At 67.6% G+C, this 17259-nt stretch carries 14 protein-coding genes; 7 read left to right on the top strand and 7 right to left on the bottom strand.

What is annotated here, in order from left to right; genetic code table 11:
• Positions 1 to 127: 127 nt before the first annotated feature.
• The 4 genes from ACIPXZ_RS08250 to sufU all read left to right on the top strand — a co-directional run bounded on the left by ACIPXZ_RS08250 (position 128) and on the right by sufU (position 3456).
• Positions 128 to 721 (top strand): 50S ribosomal protein L25/general stress protein Ctc, encoded by a 594-nt coding sequence (locus ACIPXZ_RS08250; RefSeq protein WP_400592248.1) that lies wholly within the window; start codon positions 128 to 130, stop codon positions 719 to 721.
• Between the two features lie 118 nt (positions 722 to 839).
• On the top strand, positions 840 to 1424 hold the full coding sequence (pth, locus tag ACIPXZ_RS08245) for an aminoacyl-tRNA hydrolase (protein WP_400592246.1): 585 nt from the start codon (positions 840 to 842) through the stop codon (positions 1422 to 1424).
• A gap of 212 nt (positions 1425 to 1636) precedes the next feature.
• Complete coding sequence (locus ACIPXZ_RS08240) at positions 1637 to 2971, top strand: SufS family cysteine desulfurase (RefSeq protein ID WP_400592243.1); 1335 nt, start codon at positions 1637 to 1639, stop codon at positions 2969 to 2971.
• Positions 2971 to 3456, top strand: coding sequence for a Fe-S cluster assembly sulfur transfer protein SufU (gene sufU, locus ACIPXZ_RS08235; RefSeq protein ID WP_400592240.1), 486 nt, complete (start codon positions 2971 to 2973; stop codon positions 3454 to 3456). Before ACIPXZ_RS08240 ends, sufU begins: the two co-directional genes overlap by 1 nt.
• A gap of 97 nt (positions 3457 to 3553) precedes the next feature.
• On the opposite strand, the gene nhaA is transcribed toward sufU, so the two are convergent.
• On the bottom strand, positions 3554 to 4825 hold the full coding sequence (gene nhaA, locus ACIPXZ_RS08230; protein ID WP_400592238.1) for a Na+/H+ antiporter NhaA: 1272 nt from the start codon (positions 4823 to 4825) through the stop codon (positions 3554 to 3556).
• A gap of 127 nt (positions 4826 to 4952) precedes the next feature.
• A complete protein-coding gene (locus ACIPXZ_RS08225; RefSeq protein WP_400592235.1) occupies positions 4953 to 5585 on the bottom strand; it encodes a maleylpyruvate isomerase family mycothiol-dependent enzyme in 633 nt (210 codons plus the stop codon).
• A gap of 421 nt (positions 5586 to 6006) precedes the next feature.
• On the opposite strand from ACIPXZ_RS08225, the gene ACIPXZ_RS08220 reads away from it, so the two are divergent.
• Complete coding sequence (locus tag ACIPXZ_RS08220; protein ID WP_400592232.1) at positions 6007 to 7785, top strand: ATP-binding cassette domain-containing protein; 1779 nt, start codon at positions 6007 to 6009, stop codon at positions 7783 to 7785.
• A gap of 16 nt (positions 7786 to 7801) precedes the next feature.
• Here ACIPXZ_RS08220 and ACIPXZ_RS08215 read toward each other — a convergent pair whose 3' ends face one another.
• From ACIPXZ_RS08215 to ACIPXZ_RS08205, 3 genes are all read right to left on the bottom strand, one after another.
• Positions 7802 to 9277: a CoA transferase gene (locus ACIPXZ_RS08215; protein WP_400592229.1), complete on the bottom strand. Its 1476-nt coding sequence runs from the start codon at positions 9275 to 9277 to the stop codon at positions 7802 to 7804.
• 118 nt (positions 9278 to 9395) lie between these two features.
• The gene (locus ACIPXZ_RS08210) at positions 9396 to 10127 is read right to left on the bottom strand and encodes an IclR family transcriptional regulator (RefSeq protein ID WP_400592226.1); all 732 of its coding nucleotides are present in this window, start codon (positions 10125 to 10127) and stop codon (positions 9396 to 9398) included.
• A 540-nt stretch (positions 10128 to 10667) separates the two neighbouring features.
• Complete coding sequence (locus ACIPXZ_RS08205; RefSeq protein WP_400592223.1) at positions 10668 to 11165, bottom strand: DUF2505 domain-containing protein; 498 nt, start codon at positions 11163 to 11165, stop codon at positions 10668 to 10670.
• Positions 11166 to 11522: 357 nt separating this feature from the next.
• On the opposite strand from ACIPXZ_RS08205, the gene ACIPXZ_RS08200 reads away from it, so the two are divergent.
• Both ACIPXZ_RS08200 and mfd read left to right on the top strand, forming a co-directional pair.
• Positions 11523 to 12215 (top strand): transglycosylase family protein, encoded by a 693-nt coding sequence (locus tag ACIPXZ_RS08200; RefSeq protein WP_400592220.1) that lies wholly within the window; start codon positions 11523 to 11525, stop codon positions 12213 to 12215.
• 185 nt (positions 12216 to 12400) lie between these two features.
• Positions 12401 to 16081 carry a transcription-repair coupling factor gene (gene mfd, locus ACIPXZ_RS08195; RefSeq protein WP_400592217.1) on the top strand — a complete coding sequence of 1227 codons (3681 nt, stop codon included), beginning with the start codon at positions 12401 to 12403 and terminating at the stop codon, positions 16079 to 16081.
• Positions 16082 to 16242: 161 nt separating this feature from the next.
• On the opposite strand, the gene ACIPXZ_RS08190 is transcribed toward mfd, so the two are convergent.
• Both ACIPXZ_RS08190 and deoC read right to left on the bottom strand, forming a co-directional pair.
• Positions 16243 to 16479 carry a hypothetical protein gene (locus ACIPXZ_RS08190; protein ID WP_400592214.1) on the bottom strand — a complete coding sequence of 79 codons (237 nt, stop codon included), beginning with the start codon at positions 16477 to 16479 and terminating at the stop codon, positions 16243 to 16245.
• A 99-nt stretch (positions 16480 to 16578) separates the two neighbouring features.
• Complete coding sequence (gene deoC / locus ACIPXZ_RS08185) at positions 16579 to 17253, bottom strand: deoxyribose-phosphate aldolase (RefSeq protein ID WP_400592212.1); 675 nt, start codon at positions 17251 to 17253, stop codon at positions 16579 to 16581.
• Positions 17254 to 17259 lie beyond the last annotated feature (6 nt).

Here is a 17259-nt window from a genome sequence, read left to right as displayed (position 1 = left end):
CTGGGTCCTGGGCTCCCAGGCCGGCTTCACGGCCGCCGGGTGGCCGGACGAGTCCCGCCGCCCATCTGGCCCGACCGTCCCTCCCACTGGAGGAAGGCCGTCGGCCACCACAGGAGAGGAGCCTCAGATGTCTGAGACCAAGCTCGAAACTGAACTGCGCACCGAATTCGGCAAGGGCTACGCCCGTCGTGCCCGCGCCGCCGGCAAGATCCCCGCGGTCGTTTACGGCCACGGTGCAGAGCCGCTGCACGTCAACCTGCCCGGCCGTGCCACCACGCTGGCCGTCCGCGTCTCCAACGCCCTGCTCAACCTCGTCATCGACGGCGAAGAGCACCTGACCATCGTCAAGGACATCCAGCGCGATCCGATCAAGCAGATCATCGAGCACATCGATCTCCTGACCGTGAAGAAGGGCGAGAAGGTCGCCGTCGACGTGCCCGTGCACGTCACCGGTGAAGCCGTTGCCGGCGTCGTCGCCAACCAGGAGGCCACCACGGTGTCCCTGGAAGCCGAAGCCACCCACGTTCCGTCCGCCGTTGAATTCAACATCGACGGCCGTGAAGCCGGTGCGCACGTTCACGCTTCCGACCTCGTGCTGCCGAAGGGCACCGCCCTGCTGAGCGATCCGGAGACCCTGATCGTCAACCTCTCCGAGGCTCCCGCCGCGGCCGCCGCCGACACCGAGGAAGCCTCCGAGGAAGCCGCTCCCGCAGCCGAGTGATCCGGACCGGCCCCTGGAAACGGCGGGCCGGACAGGAGTGCCTCGGAAGTGGCCGGAACCCGTGCGGGTTCCGGCCACTTCTTTTTCCCTTTCCCCTTCTGATTCCTAGGATGAATCCATGACTGAAACATGGCTGGTGGTCGGCCTGGGCAACCCGGGAGCCCAGTACGCGGGCAATCGGCACAATGTAGGCCAGATGGTTCTGGACGAGCTCGCGCAGCGCATGAACGCCCGCTTCAGCGTGCACAAGACCCGGGCTCAGCTGGCGGAGGGGAGGTTGCGGATCGGAGGCCCGAAGATCCTGTTGGCCAAACCGATGAGCTATATGAACCTCTCCGGTGGCGCCACCTCCGGCCTGGCACGTTTCTTCGGTGTCGAGCCTGATCACGTGATCGCCGTGCATGACGAGATCGACATCCCGTTCAACACCATCAAGCTCAAGCTCGGCGGCGGCGAGGGCGGTCACAACGGCCTGAGGGACATCTCGAAAGCCCTGGCGACCAAGGATTACCTGCGCGTGCGGGTGGGTGTCGGGCGTCCGCCGGGCCGGATGGACACCGCCGACTACGTGCTCAAAGATTTTTCCAGCACGGAGCGGAAGGATCTCCCGTTCCTGATCGGTGATGCGGCAGACGCCGTCGAACACCTCATCGAATCCGGCCTGCAGGCCGCTCAGCAGCGCTACCATGCACCCGGCAGCTGAATCCCACTTAGCCAGGGATCGCTCCCAAGGGATCGCTTCCAGGAGCCTCCCGGGGTAGCCGGACGGGATCAGCTGGCGGCGGTGCTTCCTTCAGGACAAGGCGAGGACGATGAACCCGGTGAGGTGCAGCTCACAGGCGGCTGAGTTCTTTCCCCCGCAAGTAGTGAGAGAATAAGTGACGTTGATCTTTCCTATTCCGCAGGAGGAAGTGAATGGCCGAGTACCGTGAGCCGGGGCTGCCGCCCGAGGCATCGGCGCCCACGCCGGAGGCCCCCGCGCTGGACCTTGCCGAGGTCCTGCGGATCCGCAACGACTTCCCGCTCCTGGCCCACCCCGTCAACGGCCGGACGCTCGTCTACCTGGACTCCGGGGCCACCAGCCAGAACCCACAGAGCGTGCTGGAAGCAGAGCAGGAGTTCTACGAACAGCGGAACTCCGCCGTGCACCGTGGCGCCCACACGCTGGCCGCTCACGCGACCGTTGCGTTCGAAGACGCCCGTGCCGCGGTGGCGGGCTTCGTGGGCGCTCAGGAGGAGGAGATCGTCTGGACGGCCAATGCCACGGCCGGCCTGAATCTCCTCGCCTACGCGTTCTCCAATGCGAGTGTGGGGGAGGTCTCTGCGGAAGCCCGCCGCTTCGCGCTCGGCCCGGGCGATGAACTGGTCGTCACCGAGATGGAGCACCACGCCAATCTCGTGCCCTGGCAGGAGCTCTGCCGCCGCACCGGAGCGAGCCTGAAGTACATCCCGCTGACGGACGACGGCACCCTGGACCTCGAGGAGGCCACCCGGGTGATCGGCCCGAAGACCCGGGTGCTGGCGTTCACGCACGTCTCCAATGTGCTCGGCACCATCAACCCGGTGAGCACCCTGGTGGGCCTGGCCCGTGCGGTGGGAGCACTGGTGGTCCTGGATGCCTGCCAGTCCGCGCCGCACCTGCCCCTGGACGTGAAGGCACTCGACGTGGACTTCGCCGTGTTCTCGGGACACAAGATGCTCGGTCCCACGGGCATCGGAGCGCTGTACGGGCGCCAGGAGCTGCTGGACGCCCTGCCGCCGGTCACCACGGGAGGCTCCATGATCACCACGGTCACCATGGAGCGTTCGGGGTACCTCCCAGCCCCTCAGCGTTTCGAGGCCGGGACCCAGCCGGTGTCGCAGGCGATCGCCATGGCGGCGGCTGCGCGGTATCTGATGGAGACCGGCATGGACCGCATCCATGCCCGCGAGGGCGTGCTCGCCCAGCGCATGCTCGCCGGCCTGGCGGAGATCCCGGGCATCCGGGTCCTCGGCCCGGCCGCCGGTATCGAACGCGCCGCCTTGGTGGCGTTCGACGTCGACGGCGTGCACGCGCACGACGTCGGGCAGTACCTCGACGCTCAGGGCATCGCGGTACGGGTGGGCCACCATTGCGCGCAGCCGCTGCACCGACGCTACGGGCTCACGGCCACCACGCGCGCCAGCGCCTACCTGTACACCACCGAGGACGAGGTGGACGCTTTCCTTCAGGGCGTCGCCGGGGTCCGCGGATTCTTCGGAGTGAAGTGATGAGCGGTCTTGAATCCCTGTACCAGCAGACCATCCTGGAACATTCCAAGGCCCGGCACGGCGGGGGCCTGAGCGAGGTCGCAGCCTGTGAGACGTCCTGGCCTCACGGCACCGGACAGTGTCACCAGCTGAACCCGGTCTGCGGCGACGAGATCACCTTGCGGCTGTCCGTCACCGGGGCGGAAGGGGAGCGCCGTGTGGAGTCCCTGGAGTGGCTTGGCAATGGCTGCTCGATCTCCATGGCGTCGGCCTCCATGCTCAGCGACCTGGCCAAGGAGTCGAGCGTGGACGAGCTGGCCACGCTCATTGAGGAGTTCCGGGCGGTTCTGAGGTCGCGTGGCACCCTTGAGGCCGATCCTGAGGAGCTGGGGGACGCGGCGGCCCTGTCCGGCGTCTCCAAGTTCCCGGCCCGGGTCAAGTGCGCGATGCTCGCCTGGGTCGCCGCGGAGGATGCGCTGCGGCAGGCCGTGGCAACCGCCGCCTGAATACCCGTCCGGAGCCACTGCTTGCCTGAGCCCGCTTGCCCGGTGCGAAATCGTTCCCTTCAGGAGCGGGATCGCACCGGGCAAGCGGGCTCACGGCTTATGCGGCCTCGGCTCGCCTGCGGTGGTGACGGTTCCGCAGCCGGAGCACGACGGCGCCCAGGACCGCTGCGACGACCGAGGCTGCGAGGATCGCGACTTTGGCGTGATCGGCGTGCGGGGACGGCCCGTCGGCGCCTGCCGTGAAGGACAGCTCCGCCACGAGCAGGGACACCGTGAATCCGACTCCCGTGAGCAGGGCGAGCCCGGCCATGTCGAGCCAGCGAACGGCCGGGTCCAAGGCCAGACCCGGAAGTCTCGTCAGGGCGAAAGTGGTCCCCAGCACCCCTACGAACTTGCCGGCCACCAGTGCGAGCACGATGCCCAGAGCCACAGGGTCCTGGATCGCCGCGTGCACGCCGTCGAAGCCCCCGAGACTCACCCCGGCGGCGAAGAAGGCGAAGAGCGGAACGGCAAGCCCCGCGCTCACCGGACGCAGTGAGTGTTCCATCCGATCGGCGAGGGCGAGAGGATCGCTCTCCTGCGACGTCGTAGTCCGCCGGCTCTTGCGGCCGCGTCCCATGGGGACGGTGAAGGCCAGGAGCACGCCGGCCACGGTGGCGTGGATACCTGAAGAATGCACCAGGACCCAGGCGAGCACCGCGAGCGGGAGGAGCAGCCACCAACGAGCCCAGCGACCGCCCTGGATGCGGCACAGCACCGCAAATGCGATGATCGGCAGCGCCGCTGACACCAGCGGAACGATCTGAAGGGCTCCACCGTAGAACAGGGCGATGATGACGATCGCGATCAGATCGTCCACCACCGCGAGCGTCAGCAGGAAGGTGCGCAGCGCGCCCGGCAGATGTGAGCCCACGACGCCGAGCACGGCAAGGGCGAAAGCGATGTCGGTGGCGGTCGGGATCGCCCAGCCGGCCAGCGCCTCAGGATTCCCGGCATTGACCGCCACGTAGAACACCGCAGGGACCACGACGCCGCCGACCGCGGCGGCCACGGGCAGCAGGGCGCGGCGCGGATCCTTCAATTCACCGTGGAGCAGTTCGCGTTTGAGTTCCAGGCCGGCGAGGAAGAAGAACACCGCAAGCAGCCCGTCGGCGGCCCACGTGCCCAGACTGAGGTCCAAGTGCAGCGCGGACGGTCCGATCCTGGTATCACGCAGCGCGGCATAAGCCGGTCCCCAGGGCGAGTTCGCCCAGATCAGGGCAAGAACCGTGGCCGCGAGAAGCAGGAATCCGCCCGTGGTCTCGTTGCGGAGCAGGCGCGTGATGCGCAGTCTCTCGGGGATCCGGCGGAGGGTTGGGGTGTGGGCCATGGGTTCCTTATGGTCGGCTGAACAGAACCATCGCCCTCGCACCGTGACGGCCGAGCAACGATGAGCCGACCAGACTTCCCGGCACACCAGACTCCATTCTACCGTCCGCGGTGTCCGCCGTCGTCGTTCAGTCCGAGAGGTTCCGCACGGGGAAACCCTCGGCGCCCGGTCCGGCCAATTCGCCCGGGTCCACCGGCCGTCCGGAGACGGCCAGCAGAAGCGCGAGCGAGCTGCCCCGGACCGTGGGCCCGGACCCGTGCCGCAAGCCGCTATCGGTGGCTTCGAGCGACAATCCCTCCGCCCGCTCCCGGCCTCCTCCGAAGTCGGCGGTGGTGGACAGCTGGTAGCTCAGAGCTTCTCCGAGCTCGGGCAGCGGATACTCATGCGAGATCCCGAGGGGGCGCCGGATGTCCTCACCGTGAACGAAGAGCTCCACCAGGCGGGTCGGGAAGGGCGCGGGCGCGCCGGTGCTGCGGCCACTGACCGCACGGAAGACGTTGAGCGTGACTTTCGGGCTGGAGGATCGTTCCCTGGCGATACCCTGGGCGTTCATCCTGTCGAAGTCGAAACGGGCCCGGGCGAAATCCCAGGCGAAGCGGCCCCAAGTGGTTCTGGCGTCGTTGACCAGGTGGGCCAGGACATCATGCACGTCCCAGCCCGGGCAGAGCGATGGCGTCTCCCAGGCCTCGGAGGGGATCCCTGCCAGCTCGGAGACGAGGGCTTGGCGCTCTCGGTGGATCAGGTGCCACTTGTCCTTCATCACGGGCCTCCAGGAGGAACTCGTCGTCGGTCTGAGGAACGTCGAGGAGGTGGGCCGCGAAGCTCCTCCCTGCGGCAGACCCTAGCAGTGCACGGCGCCCAGCGGCAGGGGCGGAGGGGATTCGGGCTGTGGACTGGTACCCTTGAAAGGTGAAGAACTGACGCAGCCTGCTGACAGCTGGCACCACAAGCCCGTTGTCCCGCTGATGAATTCCGCGCCTGCCGCCCTCCGGACACTCCCGGTGGATGCTCTCAGGAACGGCGCGGTGGCTGCGTCTCACCATCCCTCTCCAGGTCTTTCCGAACGCCCTACTCCGGGCGTCGTCCTTGGCGATAACCGCCAGGGAGATCGCAGGACCATTCCTGGTGAGGCGAACGCGCAGCATGACCGGCGGGACTTTCGTTCTGACGGAAGGACTCTCATGCACGCCTCGACTCTTCAACACCTCGCGCTGGACGGCATCTCCCAGCGCTTCGCCGGACGCCGCATCCTCAGCGACATCACTTTCGCCGTCTCACCAGGACAGCGTGTGGGTCTCATCGGGGAGAACGGCTCGGGCAAATCCACCGTGCTGCGCATCGCCGCCGGTGCCCAGTACCCGGACTCGGGCCTGGTGCTCCGGCCGGACCGCTTGGGCTATTTCGCCCAGGAGCTCCAGGCGCCGCAGGGTGCGAGCGCCGGGGAGATCCTGGACCGCGCCCAGCGGCCCGTCCTCGATGCGCTGGCGGCTCTGGAAACCCAGGACGTGGAGGCCTACGCGCTGGCCCTCGACACCGCCGAACGTCTGGACGCGTGGAGCGCCCAGGCCCGGCGGGGAGAAGTCCTGGCCGGGCTGGGGCTTTCCGGCCTGGACGAGCGGACCCCGGTGGAAAGCCTCTCCGGAGGCCAGCGTTCCCGCCTCGCCCTCGCGGCCCTCCTGCTGGAGGAACCGGAGGCGCTGCTGCTGGACGAACCGAGCAACCATCTGGATGACGCCGCCGTGGCGTATCTGGAATCGGCACTGCGTGACTGGAAGGGCCCCGTGCTCTTCGCCAGCCACGACCGCACCTTCTTGGACCGGGTGGCCACCCGTATCGTGGACCTGGACCCCTTGCCGGTGCCCGCAGTCGTCCTGGCCGATGCCTCCTCCTCCGCCGTCCCGGATAGGCCGGGGGAGGGCGGGAGCGCTCCTGCCTGTCCTACTCCGGACGAGCAGGAGACCTCCGACAGCGGCAGCGGTTTCGGCGTGCGGCATTTCGGCGGGGACTATTCGAGCGCGCTCGGTGCCCGTCAGGAGCTGATGAGGCGATGGCGTGAGCGCTACGCCGCCGAACAGGCCGAACTGCAGGCGCTGCACCACGAGATCGACGTGGGTGCCCGTAACGTCAACAGCAGGAATGAGCCGCGGACCGAGGCCCGCGCGTCCCTGAAGTTCTACACCGACAAGGACGCGAAGGTCACCTCGCGCCGTGCACGGAACGCCCGCGTGCGCTTGGAAACACTCGAACGCGGGCGCGTCCGGCGCCCTCCGGTGCCCTTGCGCTTCGCCGGCTTCGAGGGCGGTGATGCGAGCGCTCAGGAGACGACGACGGCGGCTGGTGCGGCGCCGTCGTCCGCCCTCCCCGGAATGCCGCGGTCGGCCGATGAGACGGTTCTGCGTGTTGACCGGCTGACTGTGCCGGGCCGCCTGGAACCGGTCTCCTTCAGCCTGCGACGGAACGGGCGGCTGCTGCTCACAGGAGCCAATGGGAGCGGGAAGTCGACTCTGTTGAAGGCGCTGGCCGGAGCGGTCGAACACGGCGGAGGCGTTGACTGGGCTGAGGATGCCCCGGTCGGATACCTGGCGCAGGACACCGTGTTCGAGGACCCGGGGCAGAGCGCGGCCGAGTGGTACGCACGTGCTGTCGGGTTCGATCGCGCGGAACGGACACCGCTTGCCGGCCTCGGTCTGCTTGCGGCGCGGGACACTGGCCGCAGTCTCGGGGAGCTCAGTGTGGGTCAGCAGAGGAGGGTGGCTCTCGCCGCCCTGGTCGTGGATCCACCGCGCGTGCTGCTGCTGGACGAACCGAGCAACCATCTCTCCTTGGCACTGGTGGAGGAGCTGGAGGAGGCACTGGAGTCCTTTGCCGGTGCCGTCGTCATCGCCACGCACGACCGTTGGCTGCGTGCCCGGTGGCGTGAGAAGGACGTGCCCGAAATCGCGCTGAGCTCCCACAGCTAGAGGCTCGCAATCTGCCTCAGGTGGATTCCGCCGTCGAGGATCCTGGCTGCCAGACCGCCGGCGCGGTCCCCAGCAGCGTCGGGGCCCCGGGTGTCGGTGTCCGATGGCCCGAGAAGGTGAGTGGAATGACAGGCTCGGTCATGGTGCCGAGCGGACCGGTCACGGTGTACGAGGAGATGGTTGGCGGCGGCATCGGTATCTGCGACACGTGACCGACAGGGTACGTCCCTTGGGCTCTGACCCACATGCAGACCCGCGCCAGGTTGACCCGTACGCGCCAGGATCCCCCTTCGCGTGCGCGACGCCGCAACGCCGCAACCACTCCCGTGCCGACCAGATAGGCCGCGAGGTAGTCGTTGAGCAGATGTGTCGGGGGCAAGGCCGGCCGCCCGGCCTCATCGCCACGTGCCAGGCCTTCATCGAAGGAGAAACCTGTTGCCGCGCATGCGAGCTGATCGAATCCGCCGCGCTGTGCCCACGGCCCGTCAGGACCCCAGCAATGCAGCTCAGCCGCGATGATCCCGGGGTGCCGCTCGGCTAGTTGCATCGGGTCGAAGCCATACTGGGTCAAGTTGCGGTAGGAGTTGACGACCACGTCCGCAGAAGCGGACAGCCGTTCGAACGAAGCCCGGCCCTCCTCGGTCCGCAGGTCCGCGTAGGCGTTGCGCTTGCCTCCGCCGGTGACGGCGAGCATGCCGATCGGGTCCGGGCTGTCGGGGCGCGAGGTGTGGATGACCTCCGAGCCGAAGGCCGCCAGAAGCCGGGCTGCCACCGGCCCCGCGATGACATGGGTGTTGTCGACGACCCGGATCCCGGACAGTGGCGCCCACCGGTCTGTCAGCTCGTCCGTGTGCACCATGGCTGGCAAGGGACGTACCGGACCGTCTCCGATCCGTTCCAGCTCGATCACCGGACGCGGAGCGAGATACCGGCCGACGGGGTGGCCGGCCCATTCCTCACTCGTGCGTGCGGCGACTGCGACCCCGCCGGCTGCGACGACGGCTTCTTCCAGCGCGATAGCAGTCCAACCGCGGGCAGAAGCCGAAATGGCGTCGGCTGATGGTGGACAGCCCAGCACCTCGCATACGGCCCGACGAAGATGCGGGTACGTCGAAAGAAGGAATACCCAGCCATCGCTGGTCTGATAGAAGTCATTGAGCCCAAGCAGGCTCTGGTCGTCCGTCAATATGTGCGGCAGGACCTGGTTGATCGTGGCGAGGAAGGGCGCCCTGAGCTGATCCAGCGCTTCGCTCGCGTCGACCGTCACGTGGTCTATGGCCGCGCCGCGGTCACCGTCGAGGCCGGCGATTTGGTGGCCGAAAGCGGCGATCGCTGCCGCGGACGTATCCGCGAGCCGATGCGGCGACGGCGAGACGGGGTCCCCTCCCACAATGGTCACCCCGGAGTCGCCCACGGGATGGCCGCCATACAGGGTGCTCAGCAGTTCATCGATCATCTGACGGGTTGTTGGGAATCTTGGTTGTTCACTCACGAATTCGAGTCTGCGACCACGTCCTGCCGCTTCCCACTACATCCGCATATCCGGAATTGATGGCGAACCCACTCCGAATCTGCGTGCCCGGTGTCCTTCAACTCAGCCGTCGGGCAGTTCAGTCACCCCAGGTGCCGAGCAGTTCAGCGGCGGCCTTTTCGAGGGTCAGTTGGGCAAGCGAGGCGGAACGATGTGAGAGGCGCGGTCCCAGGAGGACGACGGCGGCGGTCACCGAACCGTGTTCGTACACCGGCAAGGCGAGGGCTCGGACACCCGGATCGGCGAGACCGTCGCTACGGGCGATCCTGGTACGCCGGATCGTCGGCATCTCACGAATGAAGGCTTCGACGGACTCCAGGTCGGTTTCGCGGATTGCGCGAAGCACATGATCGCGCTGCTTGTCGTCGGCGAATGTCAGCAAGAGCCGGCCGGCCGCGGTGCGCAGCGCCGGACGAGGGCGGAGATCGTCTGAGATGCTTCGCAGTCGCTGAGGGGCTTGGCGCCCGGCCGTGTCGAGATAGAGAACCTCCTCACCGACAAGTGCTGCGAGAGCAAGGGGAGTCTTCGCGATCCGGCTGAGTTCCTCCAGGCGGGCGTGATCGATCGGCGTCGGAGGCGGGAGCTTGGCGATCAAGGTGAGTATCTGCATGCGTCCGCCAAGCCGGTAGGTGTTCGCCGATCGCTGCAGATACCCTGCCCGTCTGAGATCATCCACCAGATCGGCCACGGTGCTCCGGGGGAGCCCCGTGCCGTTGACGATGTCGGTGAGCCGTGGCGGGACAGGCGCGCGGGCAACACACTCGAGGATGCGGTCGATGCGCTCGACCCCCTGATTCCCTTGGCCACGCACAGCGTAATCGTAGCTCCGTGAGGGTGACCATTGTGTTCGTGCCTCGTGGTCTCGATCCGTCTCACCAGTCCGTCCGCGGTTGCGCCCGGCTGTCGGACCGGCGAGCACCTCGATCGTGCCCGACGACTGTGAAGCAGTTGAGTCCCAAGGCATCCATCGTCTCCACTTGGTCGGCTGCGAGACTGCGCGTGGAGTGCAAACGCGGAATCGTTGCCGTGTGGGTGGAGAGAATCCTGAAGCTCCATGGTCGCGGAGGATCAGTGTCGACGACGGTGAGACGATCGATGAGGCGCGGTGCGAGGTGATTCCGCCTCCGGTGGGTCTGCGGGATTCCAGGCAACAGCAGGACCGCAGGACCACAGTCACCGGCTCAACCGTCACACCCCGCAACGGGACCGGCGACTGCGCGGGCCGAGTCCGCTGGGCGGGGCGTTGGCCTTGGGCGAACTCGCTAGGTGGGTGCCACACCGCTCACAAAGGGGACGATGTCGCACGGAACTCGCGAGTTCACCGGAAGCTCACCGTGTCAGCGAGGCCGGATCAGCGGCTTTCGAGCCAGGACTGAACCTGCTGGGCCTGAAGGTTCAGGGCCTTGCCGACCATGGGCTCGGCCGCGCCGGCGATCTTACCGCCGAGGAACGGGATGGACGAGGTGACTTCGCCGTCAACGTCGATACGGGTCTGACCGTCCACGGGCACGAGCTTCTGCACGGCCGTGGCGCTGACCGGGGCACCGGCGATGGATACCTGGATGTCGGCCTGGCGGCTTCCATCGGCCTGCGGGGCGGTCCACGCTTCCTTCTGGGTCACCGTGAGGGACTCTCCGACCACCTTCCGGGCGATCTCCGGCAGGCGTGTGGTGGGTACCGTGCGGACGATCGTGGCCGTGAAGACCGAAGAGGTGTCGCCTTCCACAGTGAACTCCTGGAGGCTGCCTCCGACGAGTTCGCTGACGTGGCGGACGAAGTCTTCGTTCACCAGGACGGCGGCCACGTCAGGCAGGCCGAAGGGGACGGTGGTGGAAGCGTTCAGGGCCATGGATCCTCCAGATGTCTGATGGGCTGCCGCGGAGTGCGGGACCACCCACCATGGTAGTGGGGGAGATCCGCCGACGCGGCCGCACAGCAGATTCACAGGCGCAGAAAGTTGGAGTCTTCCCTCGGATGCCCTAATCTAGATAAAGGTTTGATAACGAACCTCGCCGCCAGTGGCCATTTCCTGAGCGGTGCAGTGACCAATGATCGTCATTGGCCCGATATGCCGGGTACTGCCATCCACCGACCGCCGTCGTCTGTGCAGTGACCACGTCCTGACCTCAATCGTCAGGGGCCGGCGGCGTACGAGGATTTCCGGGGACGGAATGAGTACCGGTGGAGCCCCGTGCATCTAAAATTCATGACGAAGAACACCTTCTCCCTGCTTTCCCGCCGTTCCCTCTCCGTGCTCGCCGCTTCCGGCGCGCTGCTCGGAGGCGCGGCTCTTGCCGCACCGGCGGCCAACGCCGCCGACAACTCCACCTGGGATTCCCTCGCACAGTGCGAGTCCGGTGGCAACTGGGGCATCAACACCGGCAACGGCTACTACGGTGGCCTCCAGTTCGATCAGAGCACCTGGCAGGCCTACGGCGGAACCGGCTCGGCGAGCCAGGCCTCCAAGGCCCAGCAGATCGCCATCGCCGAAAAGGTCCAGGCGAACCAGGGCTGGGGCGCCTGGCCGTCCTGCTCCGCGCAGCTGGGACTCTCCGGCACCGGTGGCGGAGCGTCCGTCGCCGCTCAGAGCACGCAGACGCAGGCTCAGACTCCCGTTCAGCAGGCGCCCGTCCAGCAGGCTCCTGTTCAGCAGATGCCCGCCGAGCAGGCCCCGGTTGAGCAGGCCCCTGCTCCTGTGCAGGCCCAGCCCCAGCACCTCGCCCAGGTGGCGCTCTCGGGCAAGACCTACACGGTCAAGGCCGGCGACACCCTCAACACCATCGCTCAGAAGCTGGGCATCAAGAGCGGCTGGGAGCTTCTGGCCGACGCCAATGCCAGCACCATCTCCGATCCGAACCTGATCTTCCCCGGTCAGGTGCTGCAGCTCCCCGCGGAGTAAGCAGCGTCCCCCGCAACGCGGGGTCACTGAGGGCCCATGTTCAGCCGGAACATGGGCCCTCAGTGACCCCGCGTTGCGGATTACACTGAGAACACCCGGTACTTTTCGAAGTCCCGGGTGTTCGTGTTGCCCGGGGTCCCCGGCGGCACCTCCCATGAATCCCGCCAGGAAAGCAGCACGCCAGCATGAGTCCTCGCACCGCATCCGCCAGCACCCCCGTGGAACACCAGGCCCGTCTGGCCGGTGTGCGCACCGTTCTCTCGGAGGACCCCGCCTTCGGCAATCTGCGGGTCTCTGCGGCCCAGGGGACGCGCCGCAGCGACGATTTCCACCTGGGAGCACCCAGCGGACTGAATCCGGTGATCATCGCCGAACTGGTGGACGGCCTGCGAGAGCTGGAATCCGACGACACGACCGCACCGCCGCAGGATGGCACGACGACGGCGCCCGCCGTCGTACTCGCCGTGACGGCCACCGGACGCGAGGCGGAGGATCTGGCCGCGGCACTGCGCGCCTATCTCCCCGAGGAGGAGGTCGCGGAGTTCCCCAGCTGGGAGACCCTGCCCCATGAACGGCTCTCGCCCCGCTCCGACACCGTGGGCCGCCGCCTGACCGTACTGCGCCGACTGGCCCACCCCGAGGCGTTCCCCACGCCCCTGCGCGTGGTCGTGGCGCCGGTGCGCGCCGTCGTGCAGCCGCTCGTGACCGGGCTCGGAGACCTGGAGCCCGTGCTGGTGCGGGTCGGCACCCAGGAGCCTTTCGAGGACCTGGTGAGGCGCCTCGCCGCCGCGGCGTACTCGCGGGTGGACATGGTCACGCACCGGGGTGAATTCGCCGTGCGCGGCGGCATCCTGGACGTCTTCCCGCCCACCGAGGACCACCCGATCCGCATCGAATTCTTCGGCGACGAGGTGGAACAGATGCGCTACTTCGCCGTCGCGGATCAGCGTTCCCTGAGTCTGCACGACGGAGCCGTGCACCCGACCTCCCTATGGGCCCCACCCTGCCGTGAGTTGCTCATCACCCCGTCGGTCATGTCCCGGGCGGCGAAGCTCGGCAAGAGCATGCCGGGCGCGGCGGACATGCTGGAGAAGATCGCCGGCGGCGTCGCCGTGGAGGGCATGGAATCACTCGCGCCGGTCCTGGTCGATTCGATGTCCCCGTTCGTCTCGGTGCTTCCACAGGGTTCCATCGCGCTCATGATCGAGCCGGAGAAGGTCCGGCTGCGAGCCCACGATCTGATCGCCACCAACGAGGAGTTCCTGGCCGCGGCCTGGTCCACGGCGTCCGACGGCGGTGCGGCCCCGCTGGACCTCGGCCTGGACCCGGAGGCCCTCCTGCACGAGGCGAGCTTCCGTTCCATCGGGGACACGCGAGGCGATGCTCACGCGGCCGGGGTCTCCTGGTGGGACGTCTCCACCCTGGGAGTGGATGAGGAACTCGAACACGACGTCGACGTGCTGGCTTTGCGGGCCCGCGAACCCCGGGGGTACCGCGGCGACGTGGGGGAGATGCTGGACTTCATCGGCTCCCGGATCAAGGATTCCTGGCGTCTGGTGGTCGTCACCGACGGTCCAGGCCCTGCCCAGCGCCTCGCAGAGCTCTTCCACGACGCCGACGTGCCCTGTGCCCGCGTGGACGGCCTCTCCGATTCCCCTGCGCCGGGCATCATCGAGATCACGACGGCGGAGGCGGGCCACGGCTTCGTGCTGGACGGACTGAAGTTCGGGCTCCTGACCGAGGCCGATCTGCTGGGCCGGTCCAGTGCCCGTGGCGGCACCAAGGACATGCGGAAGATGCCGTCCCGGCGCCGCAACGCCGTCGACCCTCTCTCCCTGCACGCGGGCGACTTCGTCGTGCATGAACAGCACGGCATCGGCAAGTTCGTGGAACTCGTCCAGCGCAAGACGGCCGGCGCCGACGGCGTGCGTGAGTATCTGGTCCTGGAGTACGCGCCGTCCAAGCGCGGAGCACCCGGGGACCGGCTCTTCGTCCCCACGGACCAGCTGGACCAGGTGACCCGTTACGTCGGCGGGGACACTCCGACGCTCAGCAAGATGGGCGGCTCCGACTGGGCCTCGACCAAATCGAAGGCGCGGCGCGCGGTCAAGGAGATCGCCGGGGAGCTCATCAGGCTCTACTCGGCGCGCATGGCGTCCCGGGGACACTCCTTCGGGCCGGACACCCCGTGGCAGCGGGAGCTGGAGCAGGCGTTCCCCTATGTGGAGACTCCGGATCAGCTGACCACCATCAACGAGGTCAAGGCCGACATGGAGAAGGAGATCCCCATGGACCGCCTGGTCTCCGGCGACGTCGGCTACGGCAAGACCGAGATCGCCGTGCGTGCCGCATTCAAGGCCATTCAGGACGGCAAACAGGTGGCGGTCCTGGTGCCGACCACACTGCTGGCCCAGCAGCACTTCGAGACGTTCAGTGAACGTTTCTCCGGCTTCCCGGTGCGTGTCCGGGTGCTGTCCCGCTTCCAGACGGCCAAGGAGTCCAAGGACACCATGGAGGGCGTGAAGAACGGCAGCGTCGATCTCGTGATCGGCACGCACCGCATCCTGTCCAAGGAGGTCCAGTTCAGGGATCTGGGCCTGGTGATCATCGATGAGGAGCAGCGGTTCGGCGTCGAGCACAAGGAAGCGCTGAAGAAGATGCGCACCAACGTGGACGTGCTGGCCATGTCCGCCACGCCGATCCCGCGCACCCTCGAAATGTCCCTGACGGGCATCCGGGAGACGTCCACACTGGCCACGCCGCCGGAGGAGCGGCACCCCGTGCTGACGTACGTCGGGCCCTACACGGACAAGCAGGTCTCGGCGGCCGTGCGCCGTGAGCTCATGCGTGAGGGCCAGGTGTTCTTCGTGCACAACCGGGTCGCCTCGATCGAGCGCGTGGCAGCCTCCATCCGGGAGCTGGTCCCGGAAGCCCGGGTCGAGGTGGCGCACGGACAGATGAGCGAGTCCCGGCTGGAGCAGATCATCGTGGACTTCTGGGAGAAGCGTTTCGACGTCCTGGTCTGCACCACCATCATCGAAACCGGGCTGGACATCTCCAACGCGAACACGCTCATCGTCGACGGCGCCAACAACTACGGCCTCTCGCAGCTGCACCAGCTCCGCGGTCGCGTGGGCCGTGGTCGCGAACGCGCCTACGCCTACTTCCTGTACCCGTCGGAGAAGCCGCTCGGCGAGGTGGCGCTGGAGCGGCTGAAAGCCGTGGCCGCGCACAACGAACTCGGTGCGGGCATGCAGCTGGCCATGAAGGACCTGGAGATCCGCGGCGCGGGCAACCTCCTGGGCGGAGAGCAGTCCGGGCACATCCAGGGCGTGGGCTTCGACCTCTACATCCGGCTGGTCGGCGAGGCCGTGGCCGAGTACCGGGGGGACAAGGAGGAGGCGACGGCCGAGATGAAGATCGAGCTGCCGATCAACGCCCACCTTCCGCACGACTACGTGCCGGGGGAGCGGCTCCGTCTAGAGGCCTATCGCAAGCTCGCCGCGGCCCACACGGAGGAGGCCATCGAGGAGGTCCGCGCCGAATTGGTGGACCGCTACGGCGAGCCGCCGGCCCCGGTGGTGAACCTCCTGGACGTGGCCCGCTTCCGGGTGGCGGCACGCGCCGTCGGACTCAGCGACGTCGCCACGCAGGGCAACTTCATCAAGTTCGCTCCAGCTGCGCTTCCCGAGTCCAAGATCATGCGTCTGAACCGCATGTACCCCGGCTCGCAGCTGAAGCCGGCCATGAACAACGCCATCCTGATCCCGAAGCCCAAGACGGCCCGGGTGGGCGGTCGCGACCTGGCGGACGCCCAGGTCCTGGAGTGGGCGAGGAACGTGCTCAACGCCCTGTTCGAGGGCTAGCAGCCTCTCGCGAGAAGCCAGTTGAGCACAGTCCTGCGGGGCAACACTGTGCTCAAGTGGCGACTCGTGGAAGGGCGAGGGCGCCGAGGCGGGGAAACGACGAAGGCCCCCGGAGGTCGAACCTCCGGGGGCCTTCGTCGATGTCTGGGAGCCGCTGGGGACTACTTGTTCTCCTGCTTCACGCGCTCCAGCTCGGCAAGGGTGTCCGAGCGGCCCAGCACGTGCTGCGGGATCGCGAACGCGAGGGCGAAGAGGACCAGGGTGATGGCGGCCGGCCAGGCGTTGTCCAGGCTCAGGAAGGACAGCGAGTACACCGCGCCACAGAAGAGCGCGAAGCAGATGATGAACAGCACCAGGGACTGCACGGTGTTGTTCTCTTTGCCGATCGGACGGGACATGGTCTCCCAACTTTCTTTGTCTCTACGCCTCACGGCGTCCTTCGTCGTCCGCAGGAGGCCACCGGACGCGATGGACCTCCGCGAGGAGCGGACGGGTTCTCAGTAGTCGCTCTGACCCTGTTCGCCCTTGACGATCGCGATGCCGGAACTGGCCCCGATACGGGTGGCACCAGCAGCAATCATAGCCTGTGCGTCGGCCAGGGACCGCACGCCGCCGGAGGCCTTGACGCCCAGCTCGGGCCCGACCGTGGCCCGCATGAGCTTCACATCCTCAACCGTCGCACCCCCGCCGTTGAACCCTGTGGAGGTCTTGACGAAGTCGGCACCGGCCTCCACGGACGCCTGGCAGGCCAGGACCTTCTGCTCGTCACTGAGCAGCGCGGTCTCGATGATGACCTTCAACAGCGCCTCACCCTCGTGCACTGCGGCGGCCACCGCGGCGATATCCGTGACGAGAGCCTCGGACTCCCCGGCCTTGGCGGCGGCGATGTTGATGACCATGTCGATCTCTTCCGCCCCGTCCTCCACGGCGCCCTGGGCCTCGAAGACCTTCACGTCGGTGGGCGTGGCCCCCAGGGGGAATCCGACCACGGCGCAGCACAGCACCGGCGTGCCCTTGAGCGCCTGGACCGCGGTCTTCACCCAGACAGGGTTCACGCAGACCGACTTGAAACCGTACTCGACGGCCTCCGCGCAGATCCGCAGGACGTCCTCCCGGCCGGCATCCGGCTTCAACAGGGTGTGGTCGATGTAGGAAGCGATGTTCGCGCTCATGGTGTG

This window comes from Arthrobacter sp. NPDC090010, from assembly GCF_044748305.1.
Classification (GTDB): domain Bacteria; phylum Actinomycetota; class Actinomycetes; order Actinomycetales; family Micrococcaceae; genus Arthrobacter_E.
The sequence above is the reverse complement of the archived record's forward strand: the minus strand, read 5'-3'. Positions and strand labels throughout refer to the sequence as shown.